The 15,034-nt window shown below is 64.9% G+C and carries 10 protein-coding genes; 2 read left to right on the plus strand and 8 right to left on the minus strand.

What is annotated here, in order from left to right; all coding sequences use genetic code 11:
• Positions 1 to 3: 3 nt before the first annotated feature.
• Both ACTUWL_RS34615 and ACTUWL_RS34620 read right to left on the minus strand, forming a co-directional pair.
• Entirely contained in the window at positions 4 to 3,126 is a 3,123-nt protein-coding gene (locus ACTUWL_RS34615) for an efflux RND transporter permease subunit (RefSeq protein WP_021081205.1), read from the minus strand.
• A 3-nt stretch (positions 3,127 to 3,129) separates the two neighbouring features.
• The gene (locus ACTUWL_RS34620) at positions 3,130 to 4,263 is read right to left on the minus strand and encodes an efflux RND transporter periplasmic adaptor subunit (RefSeq protein WP_021081204.1); all 1,134 of its coding nucleotides are present in this window, start codon (positions 4,261 to 4,263) and stop codon (positions 3,130 to 3,132) included.
• Between the two features lie 169 nt (positions 4,264 to 4,432).
• On the opposite strand from ACTUWL_RS34620, the gene ACTUWL_RS34625 reads away from it, so the two are divergent.
• Together ACTUWL_RS34625 and xth are read left to right on the plus strand one after the other, a co-directional pair.
• A complete protein-coding gene (locus tag ACTUWL_RS34625) occupies positions 4,433 to 4,858 on the plus strand; it encodes a GNAT family N-acetyltransferase (RefSeq protein ID WP_021081203.1) in 426 nt (141 codons plus the stop codon).
• 42 nt (positions 4,859 to 4,900) lie between these two features.
• A complete protein-coding gene (gene xth, locus ACTUWL_RS34630) occupies positions 4,901 to 5,698 on the plus strand; it encodes an exodeoxyribonuclease III (RefSeq protein WP_021081202.1) in 798 nt (265 codons plus the stop codon).
• 49 nt (positions 5,699 to 5,747) lie between these two features.
• Here the strand turns inward: xth and ACTUWL_RS34635 are convergent, their stop codons facing one another.
• The 6 genes from ACTUWL_RS34635 to ACTUWL_RS34660 all read right to left on the minus strand — a co-directional run bounded on the left by ACTUWL_RS34635 (position 5,748) and on the right by ACTUWL_RS34660 (position 15,020).
• A complete protein-coding gene (locus tag ACTUWL_RS34635; protein WP_021081201.1) occupies positions 5,748 to 6,584 on the minus strand; it encodes a tetratricopeptide repeat protein in 837 nt (278 codons plus the stop codon).
• Positions 6,571 to 8,295: a dihydroxy-acid dehydratase gene (ilvD, locus tag ACTUWL_RS34640; protein ID WP_021081200.1), complete on the minus strand. Its 1,725-nt coding sequence runs from the start codon at positions 8,293 to 8,295 to the stop codon at positions 6,571 to 6,573. Before ilvD ends, ACTUWL_RS34635 begins: the two co-directional genes overlap by 14 nt.
• A gap of 317 nt (positions 8,296 to 8,612) precedes the next feature.
• The gene (locus ACTUWL_RS34645; protein ID WP_291735045.1) at positions 8,613 to 10,127 is read right to left on the minus strand and encodes a sensor domain-containing diguanylate cyclase; all 1,515 of its coding nucleotides are present in this window, start codon (positions 10,125 to 10,127) and stop codon (positions 8,613 to 8,615) included.
• A gap of 352 nt (positions 10,128 to 10,479) precedes the next feature.
• Positions 10,480 to 11,394 carry a hydroxymethylglutaryl-CoA lyase gene (locus ACTUWL_RS34650; protein ID WP_021081198.1) on the minus strand — a complete coding sequence of 305 codons (915 nt, stop codon included), beginning with the start codon at positions 11,392 to 11,394 and terminating at the stop codon, positions 10,480 to 10,482.
• Positions 11,391 to 13,400 (minus strand): acetyl/propionyl/methylcrotonyl-CoA carboxylase subunit alpha, encoded by a 2,010-nt coding sequence (locus tag ACTUWL_RS34655; RefSeq protein ID WP_106939924.1) that lies wholly within the window; start codon positions 13,398 to 13,400, stop codon positions 11,391 to 11,393. Before ACTUWL_RS34655 ends, ACTUWL_RS34650 begins: the two co-directional genes overlap by 4 nt.
• Before the next feature lie 15 nt (positions 13,401 to 13,415).
• Entirely contained in the window at positions 13,416 to 15,020 is a 1,605-nt protein-coding gene (locus tag ACTUWL_RS34660; protein WP_021081196.1) for a carboxyl transferase domain-containing protein, read from the minus strand.
• Between the last annotated feature and the right edge of the window lie 14 nt (positions 15,021 to 15,034).

The following is a 15,034-nucleotide window of genomic DNA, read 5'->3' on the forward strand; positions in this document are numbered from 1 at the left end:
CTGCTACTCGGCCGCGACCACCTGCGGCCGTTCGATGTCACCGTCCGCCTGCGGGTCGAGCTTGCGCCGCAGGCCGCGGTCGATGCGGTCGAGATAGATGTAGATGACAGGCGTGATGAACAGCGTCAGCAGTTGTGAGACGCAGAGGCCGCCGACCACGGCGACGCCGAGCGGCTGACGCAGCTCCGCACCGGCGCCGGCACCGAGCGCGATCGGCAGCGTGCCGAAGATCGCCGCGAACGTCGTCATCATGATCGGGCGGAAGCGCAGCAGAGCGGCCTCGCGGATCGCATGCTCGGCACTCAACCCCACGCGGCGGCGCTCCAGCGCGAAGTCGACCATCATGATCGCGTTCTTCTTGACGATGCCGACCAGCATCACGATGCCGATCATTGCGATCACCGACAGCTCCATCCCGAACAGCGTCAACGTCAGGATCGCGCCGATACCGGCCGACGGCAAGCCCGAGATGATGGTGATCGGATGGATGAAGCTTTCGTAGAGAATGCCAAGGATGACGAAAGCCGCGAACACCGCGGCGAGGATCAGGACGCCCTGCCCGCGCAGCGAATCCTGGAACACCTGCGCGGTGCCGGAGAAGCCGGTCGCAATCGTTGGCGGCGGGCTTGAATTCTGCTCGAGCTCGGTGATCTTGTCGACTGCGTAGCCGAGCGAATTGCCCGGCGCGAGATTGAACGAGATCGTCACCGCCGGCTGCTGGCCCTGGTGGTTGATCTGCAGCGGTCCGACCGTCGGCACCAGCCGGGCCACCGCATCCAGCGGAATGGTCTGGCCGCTCGCGGTCTTCATGTAGAGCTTCGAGAGGTCTGACGGATCGACCCGAAACTGCGGCTGCACCTCGAGAATGATCTGGTAGTCGTTCGACGGCATGTAGATAGTGCCGACCTGCCGCGAACCATAGGCGTTGTAGAGCTGGTTGCGGACCTGGTCGACGGTGATGCCGTACACCGCCGCCTTCTCGCGGTCGATGTCGACTGTCATCTGCGGGTTCTTGATGTAGAGGTCGGTGGTGACGTCGAGCAGGCCCGGGATCTTCTCGATCTTGTCGCGCATCTCAGGCGCCAGCCGGTACAGCGCCTCGGTATCGCCGCTCTGCATCACGTATTGATACTGGCTCTTGGAGATGCGGCCGCCGATGTTGAGGTTCTGGACGCTCTGGAAGAACGCCTGCATGCCCGGGATCTCGCGCGCCTTCTGGCGCAGCCGCCCGATCACGACAGCGGCGTTGTCGCGGGTGTTCTGCGGCTTCAGCGCAATGAACAGCCGGCCGTAATTGGTGGTCGAATTGGGACCGCCGGAGCCGACGGTGGAATTGACATAGTCGATCGCCGGATCGGTCCTGAGCACGTCGACCAGTGCCTGCTGGCGCACCTTCATCGCCTCGAACGAGGTGTCGGTCGCGGCTTCCGTCACGCCGATCAGGAAGCCGGTATCCTCCTGCGGGAAGAAGCCCTTCGGCACGATCATGTAGAGATAGACTGTGCCGCCGAGCGTCGCGAGCGTCACCACCAGCATCAAGGCCTTCTTGGCCAGCACCCAGTCCAGTGCCCATTCATAGGCGCGCAGCCAGGCCTCGAACATCGCCTCGAACGCCCGCAGCGCGATGTTCGGCCGCCTGGTCGCATCATGCGCGCGCAGCACGCGGGCGCACAGCATCGGCGTCAGGGTCAGCGACACGAAGCCGGAGACGATGATCGCGACCGAGATCGTGACCGCGAATTCGCGGAACACGCGGCCGACGATGCCGCCCATCAGCAGCACCGGGATGAACACGGCAATCAGCGAGAACGTGATCGAGATGATGGTGAAGCCGATCTCGCGGGCGCCCTTCAGTGCCGCCTCGAACGGCTTCATGCCATGCTCGATATGGCGGACGATGTTCTCCAGCATCACGATGGCGTCATCGACCACGAAGCCGACCGAGAGCGTCAGCGCCAGCAGCGTCATGTTGTTGATGGAGTAATCCAGCGCGTACATCGCAGCGCAGGTGCCGAACAGCGAGATCGGCACCGCGAGCGCCGGAATGAAAGTCGCCGACGCCGAGCGCAGAAACAGGAAAATCACCAGGATGACGAGCCCGATCGCGATCAGCAGGGTCTCCTCGACGTCGCTGACCGCCTGCCGGATCGAGACCGAGCGGTCCATCATCACCTGCATCGTTACCGAGGGCGGGATCGCGGCGCGCAGCGACGGCAGCTTTGCGAGAACGGCGTCGACGACGGCGACGGTGTTGGCGTCGGGCTGTTTCTGGATCGCGAGCACGATCGCGCGCTCGTCGTTCATCCAGGTCGCGATCTTGTCGTTCTCGACGCTGTCATAGACCTTGGCGATCTCGTCGAGTCGGACCGGCGAACCGTTGCGCCAAGCGACATAGATCTGGCGGTAGTCGGCCGCCTTGTCCATCTGGCCGGAGGCCTGCAGCGCGACGTCCTGCTTGGGACCGTTCAGCGTGCCGACCGGGGTGGAGGAATTGGCGCGCGACACCGCTGCGCGGATGTCCTCCATCGAGACGCCCCGGGCGGCCGCGGCCTCCGGATCGGCCTGGACCCGGATCGCGAATTTCTGCGCGCCGTAGATCAGGACCTGCGCGACCCCCGGCAGCTGCGACAGCGCCTGCCCGATCGTGATGTCGCCGTATTCGTTGACCGCCGACAGCGGCAGCGTCGCCGACCCCAGCGAGACGAACAGCACCGGGAAATCGGCCGGGTTCACCTTCCGGAAGCTCGGCGGGATCGTCATCTCGATCGGCAGCCGGCGCTGCGCGATCGTCAATGCCGTCTGCACGTCGAGCGCCGCGGCATCGATGCTGCGGTTGAGGTCGAACTGGATGGTGATGACGCTGGTGCCCTGCGACGAGTTCGAGGACATCGAGGAGATGCCGGCAATCGTCGAGAGCTGACGCTCGATGATCCCTGCAACCGAGGCCGCCATGGTGTCGGCGCTGGCGCCCGGCAGGGTCGCGGTGACTGCGATGGTCGGGAAGTCCACCTTGGGCAGCGCCGAGACCGGCAGCAGGCGGAAACCGAACAGGCCGAAGGCGATGATCGACGCAGTGATCAGCGTCGTCATGACCGGGCGGCGGATGCAGAGCTCGGACAGCGTCATAGGTCAGGCTCCGGCCTTGCGCGCCCGCAACTCGACCCGCGATCCCTCCGACAGCAGCAGCTGGCCGTCGACGACGACGCTTTCATCGCCCGCCAGTCCGTCAGAGATCACCGACGAGCCCTGGAACGTGCGATCGACCTTGACGGGCTGGACCTTGGCGACGCCGTCCCTGACCACGAAGACGAAATTGCCGTTCTGGCTGCGCTGCACCGCGACCGTGGGCACCACGACGGCGTCCTCGCTGCGGATGATCAGCTTGGTCTGCACGATGGTGCCCGGCCACAGCGTCTCGCTGGCATTGTTCATGACGCCGCGCACGGTCACCATGCCGGTGGTTGCATCGACGGCGTTCTCGACCATGGCGACCTTGCCGCTTTCGGAGCGCTGGTGGCCGGGAATGGTCGCGATCACCTTGGGATCACCCTTTCCCATGGCGTCGCGCAGATCGACCAGCGCCCGCTGCGGGATTGCGAAGGTGACATAAACCGGCGCCATCTGGTTGATGATCGCGAGCGGTTGCGTATCGGCGGGACGGACGAAGTTCCCGACCTTGACGTTGGCGGCGCTGATCCGGCCCGCAAACGGCGCCCGGATCACGGTGTAGCTCTTCTGGACGCGGAGATTTTCCAGCGCGAACTGGTCGGCCTTGATGGTGCCGATCAGGACGTCGGACTGGGTCTTGGCGTTGTCGAGGTTGACCTGGGTGGTCGCGCCCTTGCCGACCAGTTCGGTGTAGCGGCGCTGGTCGCGCTGTGCGCCCTCGAGCTGGGCCTGGTCGCGGGCTAGGACACCCTCGGCCTGCTCGATCTGGGCGTCGATCTGTCGCGCGTCGAGCATGAACAGCAGGTCGCCCTCATTGACCCTGGCGCCGTCCTCGAAATGCACCGAGACGATGGTGGTCTCCAGCCGCGATTTCAGCGCCACGCTGGAGATCGGCGTGACCGTTCCGATCGCATCGACATCGACCGGCACCGATCTGCGTTCCGCCTTGGCCAGATCCACCGAGACTACCCGCGGCCGCGGGGGCCCTTGCGTGGTTGCGGAACCGCCGCCCATCCACGAAGAGCGGATCATGTAGGCCGCCCCGGCCGCAATGCCGAGGACCGCGACAGTCAGAACCAAACTGCGTTTTTTCATAATTTTGCACGTGCGCCGCCCCTTCCCTTGAAGGCGGGACGCTTCGCGACTCCCCCATCGGCAATTGTTACGCCTTGTTTCCGGAGAGGGTTAGCACAGCCGGACCGCATATGGTATGCCACGAAAGTGAAATACTGCGCCTCCTCGGGCGCCCGCCAATCGCCGCCCTATGTCCACCTCCGTCCTGATCTGCACTTGGGAAGACGCCCGCGAACGCTCCGGCGCCATCCGTTACAAAGTCTTTGTCGAAGAACAGGGCGTGCCGGTCGAACTGGAATGGGACGAGATGGACGCGTCGAGTTGGCATGCGCTGGCGTTTACCGATGACGGCACACCCGTTGCCACCGGCCGGCTGCTCCCCGACGGCCATATCGGCCGCATGGCCGTGCTCGAAACGGCACGTGGCACGGGCGTTGGCGCCCGAGTACTGGACGCGCTGATGGCCAAGGCGGCAGAACTCGGCTATCCCGAACTGATCCTCAACGCTCAGACGCACGCGGAGCCGTTCTATGCGCGCGCCGGGTTCGAACGGTGCGGCGACGAGTTCGAGGAAGCCGGCATCCCACACATCGAGATGCGCAAACGCTTGGTCTAGGCATCAAGTGACGCGAAAGCGTCATGAAATAAGGGACTTCCGATGACAGTTCGCATCGCCACCTGGAACGTCAACTCGGTCCGGCAACGGATCGAACTGCTGGTCGCCTGGCTGAAGGAGTGCTCTCCGGACATCGTTTGCCTGCAGGAGATCAAATGCGTCGATGACGCTTTCCCTCGGCTCGAGGTCGAGGCGCTCGGGTATAATGTCGTCACCCACGGGCAGAAGACCTTCAACGGCGTCGCGCTGCTCTCCAAGCTGCCGTTCGACGAGACCAAATCGGGCCTCGCCGGCGACGACGAGGACGCCCATGCCCGCTTCCTCGAAGGCGTCGTGACGCTGAAACAGGGCGTGGTACGGGTCGCATGCCTTTACCTGCCCAACGGCAATCCCGCGAACACCGACAAATATCCCTACAAGCTCAAATGGATGTCGCGGCTTCTTGAGTACACGAAGGAACGGCTTAAGGCCGAGGAGCCGCTGATCCTGGCCGGCGACTACAATGTCATCCCGGCGGCCCGCGACGTCTACAATCCGGCCGCATGGGCCGACGACGCGCTGTTCCGCCCGGCGACCCGCGAGGCCTTCCAGTCCCTGCTCGGCCTCGGCCTCACGGATGCGCTGCGGGCAGTCAATGACGAGCCCGGCCAGTACACCTTCTGGGATTACCAGGCCGGCGCCTGGCAGAAGAACTGGGGGCTGCGGATCGACCATCTCCTGATGTCGCCGCAGGCCAGCGACCGGCTGATCGATGTCGGCATCGACAGCTATGTCCGCGCCTGGGAGAAGCCGTCCGACCATGTCCCGGTCTGGGCCGATCTCGATTTCGAGACCGCCTGAGCCCCGAGCGAGTTCCAAGGGCCGCCCGCGATCTCAGTCGCGGCGGCCTCTAATCGCGACGACCTTGCACCCAGTGCTCGAGCATCTGCAGTGCCATCGCACGGTCGTCTTCCGACGCCTTGGCGATCGCCCGGTTGTAGCTTTCCTTGATCCAGGCCTCGTCGGGCGTGGCGCTGTCGCGCGCCAGGGTCAGCCACATCAGGCCGCGCGCCCGCTGCGGCGGCAGCCGGTCGCCGTTGAACAGCATCTGGCCAAGCAGCGCCTGCGCCTGATGCTGGCCCTTCTGGGCGGCAAGGCCCAGCCAGCGCGCGCCATAGCGGAAATCATCCCGCGATGCATCCGGCGTCTTCAAATACAGCCGGGCAAGGTCGTACTGGGCGTCGGCATTGCCGAAATAGGACGCCGCATAGGAGAACATCTCCCGCGCGCGCTCGGTGTCCGCCTTCACCTTGGAATTGGGAATGCCGTTCAGATAGTAGCGGCCGAGCGCGACAAAGGCGTTGGCCACGATCGAGGCTTGCGGCGCCGACGGTGAATCCTCGGCATGCGCATTGGCGATCCGGCTGAAATATTCGAAGGCGCGCATGTCGTCCTGGATCACGCCGTCGCCCTCGGCGTACATCTTGCCGAGCTTCCACTGCGCCACGGGGTGGCCGCCCTCGGCCTGATACTGCAGCGTGCTGAAGGACGAGGTCGGCGCGGTCGCCGTCGGGGCAACCGGCGTCGTGGCCCGCTTCAACGCAGCCGCCGAGCCCGGCTGCGGCGCGACCACCGGCAGAACGGTATCCTGGGGGTTGACCGGGGCTCCGTCGAATCCGAATCCAGGGCCCGCCACCGGAATGGCCCCTAACGCAAACGCAAAAATCGTACGCCTAAACGTCCGCATAACACTGTTTCTCGTGCGCGCCACCCGGATGGGTGACTGCGCCATCCACCGCCGGCCCCACTTGCTCGGCGTACTTCCACAGCGCACCAGATGTGTGGTTAGTCGCCCGAGGGGCCCATTTGGTCTTACGATTTGCGAGCTCGGCGTCGCTCAATTTTACGTCAAGTGTGCCGGCGACCGCATCGATCTCGATGATGTCGCCGTCCTGCAATAACCCGATCGGCCCGCCGACGGCCGCTTCAGGTCCAATATGTCCGATGCAGAAGCCACGGGTGGCGCCGGAGAACCGGCCATCGGTGATCAGGGCAACCTTGCCCCCCATCCCCTGCCCGGTCAGCGCCGCCGTGGTCGCCAGCATCTCCCGCATCCCGGGACCGCCCTTCGGCCCCTCGTAGCGGATCACAATCACTTCGCCTTCCTTGTAGGTGCGCTTCTGCACCGCCTCGAAAGCGTCTTCCTCGCGGTCGAAGCACCGGGCCGGACCGGTGAACTTCAGGTTGGACATTCCCGCGACCTTCACGATCGCACCCTCCGGAGCGAGATTACCCTTCAGCCCGACAACGCCACCTGTGACGGTGATCGGATTGTCGGCGGGCCGCACCACATCCTGGTGCGGATTCCATTTCACGCTTTTGAGGTTTTCGGCGATCGTTCGGCCAGTGACGGTGAGGCAATTCCCGTGCAGGTGGCCATGGTCGAGCAGCGTCTTCATCAGCAGCGGAATGCCACCTACTTCAAACATGTCTTTGGCAACATAACGGCCGCCCGGCTTCAAATCCGCGACGTAAGGAGTCTTTTTGAAGATTTCGGCAACGTCGAACAAATTGAATTTGATGCCGCACTCATGGGCGATCGCCGGCAGGTGCAGCGCAGCATTGGTCGAACCACCTGAGGCTGCAACCACGGCCGCAGCATTTTCAAGGGCTTCGCGGGTGACGATGTCACGGGGCCGGATGTTTTTCTCGATCAGCTCCATCACCTTCTCGCCGGCGGCGGCGCAGAAGGAGTCGCGGATCTCATACGGCGCCGGAGCCCCGGCCGAATACGGCAGCGCGAGGCCGATCGCCTCGGACACAGTCGCCATGGTATTGGCGGTGAACTGGGCGCCGCAGGCGCCGGCCGAGGGGCACGCCACCCGCTCGATCTCGTCGAGGTCCTCGTCCGACATGGCGCCGACCGAGTGCTTGCCGACCGCCTCGAACATGTCCTGCACGGTCACCGGCTGGCCACGGAAGTTGCCCGGCAGGATCGAGCCGCCATAGATGAAGATCGAGGGCACGTTGAGACGGACCATCGCCATCATCATGCCCGGCAGCGATTTGTCGCAGCCGGCGAGCCCGACCAGCGCGTCATAGGCGTGGCCGCGGACGGTCAGCTCGACCGAATCGGCGATGCATTCGCGCGACGGCAGCGACGAGCGCATGCCGTCATGGCCCATGGCGATGCCATCGGTCACGGTGATGGTGCAGAATTCGCGCGGTGTACCGCCGGCCGAAGCCACGCCCTTCTTCACCGCCTGCGCCTGGCGCATCAGCGAAATGTTGCAGGGGGCCGCTTCATTCCAACATGAAGCAACGCCGACAAAGGGTTGATGAATCTGGGCTGTCGTCAGCCCCATCGCATAGAGATAGGAACGATGCGGCGCGCGCTGGGGGCCCTCCGTCACGTGACGGCTGGGCAGCCTGCTCTTGATGTTCGTCTTGACGTCCATCGCGACCCTGTTCCGGCGCTCTTTTTCCTGCGCCCTTCCTCCATCAACGCTGGAACCGATAAAATGTCCCGTCGTCGGAGCGCTGGCTATTCAGCTAGGTGAATATCCTTTCATGTCAGGGTGTGGCCAAAAAGCGGCGCGACTACGGATGGGCTGCTTTTAGGGTTAAATGTTCCGACACCGTTGCAACGACGCAACAATCGTGTCCGTAAGGCAACCATGTATTATCAGTCCTTATGGGAACCTGACGGGCGCCTGACCAAGTAGCTGTTTAGTTGCAGTCATGTTACTAAGCTCGTTCAAGCTGCAACTCAGGCCTACTCCGCCGCCAGCTTCGGCGGCGCCGGCGGCAGCCAGCACTGCGTCCGATTGCGGCCGCCTTCCTTGGCCTGGTAGAGCGCGGCGTCGGCGGCCTTCATCAGGGCGTCTATCCCGGACATGCTCGTGAGGGCTTCGGCAACGCCGATGCTCACCGTGACGGACACCGGACGGCCGTCCGCCGTCAACGTCAGTCCTTCGACCCGCCTGCGAATCCGCTCGGCAACAGTTCGGGCGCGCGACAATGTCGTTTCCGGCAACAGAACCGTGAACTCCTCGCCTCCGATGCGGCCGACAATGTCCGACTTGCGCTTGCCGCGCGTGCAGATCTCGGCGACCGCCTTGATCGCCTCGTCACCGATCGCGTGGCCGAACCGGTCGTTGATGCTCTTGAAGTGATCGATATCGACCATCAGGACGGAGACCGAACGATAGTAGCGCTGGAACCGGCTCCACTCCGCATCCAACGTCATGAGGAAGTGCCTGCGGTTGAACAGTCCAGTGAGTGGATCGGTGGTCGCGAGCACCTCCAGCTGTCGCGCATTGCGGACAAGATCGGTGACGTCGACAAAGGTCAGCATCCGGCCGCCATTTGCCATCGTCGAGCAATGGACCCGGATATTGCGGCCGTCCGGCGTCTGCAAGTCGCGCTTGTGGTCGCCCGCCTTGATCTCCGCGATCCGCTTCGCCGGAAAGGCCTTGATCTGCTCCGCCGTTGCGCCCGTCGGGACTGCCCGGCGATTGCGCGCGATCAGCGTGACATAGGCGGGATGCCGCGCGACCTCCTCCTCGCTCACCTCCCAGAATTCCCGCATCCTGCGATTGAGGAACACCGCATTGAGATCGCGATCGAGCAGCACGACGCCGTCCTCCACGTTCTCGAGCGCCCCGGTCAGCACCTTCAGCTTGTCCGACGCGCGCACGATGTCGGTTACGGGCGTGTAGCTCACCATCCGGCCGCCGTCGGGCAGCGGCGTGCACTGACATCGGATGACATCACCATTGCTGCGCCTGAGATCGATCGGGTTTGTGTCCCCTATGCTCACGAGGCGGACGCGTTCGGCAAGGTAGGCTTCGAGCTGCTCGGCCGGCAGATCATAGGCCATGGTCTTGCAACCGTGACGCATCAGATCGGTGAAGCTGGGGGTGCGGTCCGCAACCGCGTCCGGAAGCACCCACATGTTCCGAAACGCGCGGTTGATGAACAGGGCTTTCAGTTCGGCATCCAGCAGCAGGATGCCGACCGGGATCAGATCGAGCGCCGCGCGCAGCGCCAGCATGTGCCCGCGCAGAATGTCGCCGCTGCGTCGCTCCGGAATGGTGAACGGTGCGGGACCCGCAGGTGCGGAAGCCGGCGCGGCTGCCGAAGCTGCAGCGCTCGCCCGCTGCTCCTCAAACGCGAGGCCGAGCTGCCGGTCCGATTGCCACAATCGTTTGCACGGCCTCACCTGGTTGGTGCCGACGAGCAACAACTGAACGTGGTCGGGAATGCCGATCGTGGTTTCGAGTTCCACGGTCGCCCCGGCATCGGTGAGCTGCCGGACCGTGCAATCGAACGCTGACCGACCGAAGTTGAAAACGATCTTTCCGGCCAAGAACGTTCGGCCACGAGAAGCTGACACCTGTCCGGACATGGCGAGCCACCTGGAGCAATTGCGAGCTCGCTCACCTCAGCACCTTTGAGTCACCAAGCCATGAATGCTTTTCGAGCATTTTGGTCGGGAACCCCATGACAAGGCGTGTGCGCCGCAATGCGGGTTCCATTGGGCGGCCCCGCGTCAAGTCGCAGCCCGTCCGATTTCCGTCATTCCGGAGCGTGCCTTGGCGCATGCCCGCAATGGCGACGGACGGACGTCGCTCGTAGGCTCACGAGCCGCCGAGCCGCTTCCGTTTCGCGTTCAGCGCGGAGGCGACACGGCCCACCGGCGGACGGCCGAGCAAGGTGGCAACTTCGTTCGTCGTGGCCAGCAGCTTGTCCATGTCGATGCCGGTTGTCACGCCCATGCCTTCCAGCATGTAGGCGACATCCTCGGTCGCGACGTTGCCGGTGGCGCCGGGCGCGTAGGGGCAGCCGCCGAGGCCGCCGGCGGCGGCATCGATGACGCGGACGCCCTCCTCCATGCCGGCATAGAGATTGGCGAGCGCCTGGCCGTAGGTGTCGTGGAAATGCATCGCAAGGTTGGCGACCGGAAGCTCGGCGCCGACCGCGCGCAGCATCTCCCTGGCCTTGAGCGGCGTGCCGACACCGATGGTGTCGCCGAGCGAGATCTCATAGCAGCCGAGCTCCCACAGGGTCACCGCGAGGTCGGCGACCGCCTTCGGCTTGATCTCGCCGTCGAACGGGCAGCCGAGCACGCAGGAGACGTAGCCACGCACCTTGACGCCGTCGGCCTTGGCACGCGCCAGCACCGGCTTGAAGCGCTCGATCGATTCCGCGATCGAGCAATTGATGTTGGCGCGTGAGAAGCCCTCGGAGGCCGCCGCGAACACCGAGACCACCCGGGCGCCGGCCGCGCGCGCGGCGTCATAGCCCTTCTCGTTCGGCACCAGCACGTGGAATTCGGCATCCCTGATATGGCTGACGCCGCACAGCACCTGGTCGGAGCTCGCCATCTGCGGGATCGCCTTCGGCGACACGAAGGCGCCGACCTCAACGGTATTGAGCCCCGCCGCCACCAGCGCCTCGACGAAGGCGATGCGCGCCGCGACGCTGACCGGCGTCTTCTCATTCTGCAGGCCGTCGCGCGGCCCCATCTCGATGATCTTGACCTGATCGCTCATGACGCAGCCGCAGGCTCCACTTCCGCAAGCTCGACACCCTCGCCGACGATATCGCCGACCTTGCATTTGAGCTTCTTCAGCACGCCGGCGTAGGGCGCGCGCAGGGTCTGCTCCATCTTCATCACTTCCAGCGTCAGGATCGGCGCGCCCTTCTCCAGCGTCGCGCCCTCCTCGGCCAGCAGCGCCACCACGGTGCCGGGCAAGGGCGCGACGATCTTGTCCTCGCCGACCTGCTCCTCGCTTTCGCCGCCGAACGGATCGACCCAATGCAGGTCGAAGCGGCCGTTGCGGGTACGCAGATAAAGCTCGTGGCCCTCGATGACCGATGCAACGCGCGACTTGAGGCCGTTGAGCGTCAGGTCGAAGCCATCCTCGCCGGATGACGAGATCGCGAAGGCAAGCTCGTGGCCGCCGACCGACAGCGTCGACGGACCGTTGCCATAGTGCAGCGTGATGGTCTGCGGCGGTTCATGGCCTTGCTTGAACGAGAACACCCGCTGGCGGCGGCCGACCGGCATCCAGCCGAAGGCCTGCCAGGGCGAGTTGGCCTCGCGCCGCGCCGCCTTCTGCTCGTCGTCGACGATCGCCGCCACCGCCGCGCACAGTTCGAAATCGCCGGCCGCGCCCTGCCCCGCTGTCAGGTTTTTCAGCTCGCGCTCGATGAAGCCGGTATCGATAGCATTGGTCCTGGTCGCCTGATGCGTCACCAGCGCCGACAGGAACGGGATGTTGGTGACGATGCCGCGGACGTCGGTCTGCTCAAGCCCACGGTTGAGCTTCTCGATCGCGCCTTCACGCGTCGGCGCCCAGGCGATCACCTTGGCGAGCATCGCGTCGTAATACGGCGAGACATTGTCGCCGCTGCGATAGCCGGCATCGATCCGCAGTCCGTCGCCGTCCGGCGGAGTCCGCCAGGTCTTGATGCGGCCCACCGAAGGCATGAAGTTCTTCTGCGGATTCTCCGCGTAGACGCGCGCTTCGATGGCGTGGCCGTTCAACCTGATCTCATTCTGCTTCAGCGGCAGCGCTTCGCCGAACGCGACGCGAAGCTGCCATTCCACGAGATCGACGCCGGTGATCAGCTCCGTGACCGGATGCTCGACCTGCAATCGGGTGTTCATCTCGATGAAGAACACGTCCTTGCCGTCGGAGACGAACTCGATAGTGCCGGCGCCGACATAGTTGACTGCACCGGCAGCCTTGCGGGCGGCCTCGCAGACCGTCTCGCGCTGCGCAGCGTTCAGGGTCGGCGACGGCGCCTCCTCGATCACCTTCTGATGGCGGCGTTGCAGCGTGCATTCGCGCTCCCACAGCGAGAGCAGATTGCCATGGCTGTCGCCGATGATCTGCACCTCGATGTGGCGCGGATTCTGCACGTATTTCTCGATCAGCATGCGGTCGTCGCCGAACGCCGCCTTGGCCTCGCGCTTGGCGCTGGTGATCGCGGCCGCGAGCTCGGCCGCCGAATTGACCACGCGCATTCCGCGGCCGCCGCCGCCGGCCGACGCCTTCACCAGCACCGGGAAGCCGATCCGGTTGGCGGCTTCCGCCAAAATCGCTTCGTCCTGGGCCTCGCCGTGATAGCCCGGCACCAAGGGCACGCCGGCCTTCTCCATCAGCGCCTTCGAGCCGGATTTCGACCCCATCGCCGTCATCATCCCGGCGGTCGGGCCGACGAACACCAAACCTGCGTCGAGGCAGGCCTGCGCGAATTCGGCATTCTCCGACAGGAAGCCGTAGCCGGGATGCACCGCCTCCGCGCCGGTCTGCTTCGCCGCCGCGATGACGCGCTCGATGTTGAGATAGCTGTCACGCGCCCGCGCCGGCCCGAGCAGCACCGCCTCGTCGGCGAGCGCGACATGCATCGCCTCGCGGTCGGCCTCGGAATAGACGGCGACGGTGCGCAGCCCCATGGCGCGCGCCGAGCGGATGACGCGGCAGGCGATCTCGCCGCGGTTGGCGATCAGCAGCGTGCGGAAACGCCGGTAGAGTTTTGAGCGGTCCATGATCAGATCCTTGGCTCACATCCTGAACAGGCCGAACTTGGTGGGTTCGATCGGCGCATTGGCCGCTGCCGACAGGCCGAGCCCGAGCACCAAACGCGTGTCGGCGGGATCGATCACGCCGTCGTCCCACAGCCGCGCGGTGGCGTAATAGGGATTACCCTGTTTCTCGTACTGCGCCCGGATCGGCTCGCGGAACTTGTCTTCCTCTTCCGCCGACCAGCTCTCGCCCTTGGCCTCGATGCCGTCGCGCTTGACCTGGCTCAGCACCATCGAGGCCTGCTCGCCGCCCATCACCGAGATGCGGGCGTTCGGCCACAGCCAGAGGAAGCGCGGGCTGTAGGCGCGGCCGCACATGCCATAGTTGCCGGCGCCGTAGGAGCCGCCGATCACCACGGTGAATTTCGGCACGCCGGCGGTCGCAACCGCTGTCACCAGCTTGGCGCCGTCGCGCGCGATGCCGCCGGCCTCGTATTTCTTGCCGACCATGAAGCCGGTGATGTTTTGCAGGAACACCAGGGGAATGCCGCGCTGGCAGCACAGCTCGATGAAATGCGCGCCCTTCAGCGAACTCTCGCTGAACAGGATGCCGTTGTTGGCGATGATGCCGACCGGATAGCCCCAGATATGGGCGAAGCCGCAGATCAGCGTGGTGCCGTAAAGCTTCTTGAATTCGTCGAATTCGGAGCCGTCGACGATCCGCGCGATGATGTCGTGGACGTCGAACGGCTTGCGCCCGTCGGCGGAGACCACACCATAGATCTCCTCGGCGGGAAACAGCGGCTCCTGGACGGCGCGCATGTTGAGCGTTGCCTTCGCCGGCTGCTTCAACGTGCCGACGATGCGTCGCGCGATGCCGATCGCATGCGCATCGTTCTGGGCGTAGTGATCGGTCACGCCGGACTGGCGGGAATGCACATCGGCGCCGCCGAGCTCTTCGGCGGTGACGACCTCGCCGGTCGCGGCCTTCACCAGCGGCGGGCCGCCGAGGAAGATGGTGCCCTGATTGCGCACGATGATGCTCTCGTCCGACATCGCCGGCACATAGGCGCCGCCCGCCGTGCACGAGCCCATCACGATCGCGATCTGCGGGATGCCCTGCGACGACATCTGGGCCTGATTGTAGAAGATGCGCCCGAAATGCCGCTCGTCGGGAAATATCTCGTCCTGCAACGGCAGGAAGGCGCCGCCGGAATCCACCATGTAGACACAGGGCAGATTGTTCTGCCGCGCGATGTCCTGGGCGCGCAGGTGCTTCTTCACCGTCATCGGATAGTACGTGCCGCCCTTGATGGTGGCGTCATTGGCAACGATGATGCATTCGCGGCCCGCAATGTGGCCGACGCCGGTAATGACGCTCGCCGAATGCACGTCACCGCCATAGAGGCCGTTGGCAGCGAGCGGCGACAATTCGAGGAACGCGGTGCCCGGGTCGACCAGCAGATCGACGCGGTCGCGCGCCAGCATCTTGCCGCGCGAGGTGTGGCGCTTGCGCGAGGTCTCCCCCCCGCCGCCAGCCACCTGGTTGAGCTTGTCGCGGAGCTCCGCGACCAGGCCGCGCATCACGTCGGCGTTGCGGGCGAATTCGGAAGATGTCGGATCGATGGTCGAATGAAGCGGCATCTGTGTTGCACGTT

The organism is Bradyrhizobium sp. WCU1 (assembly GCF_053474805.1).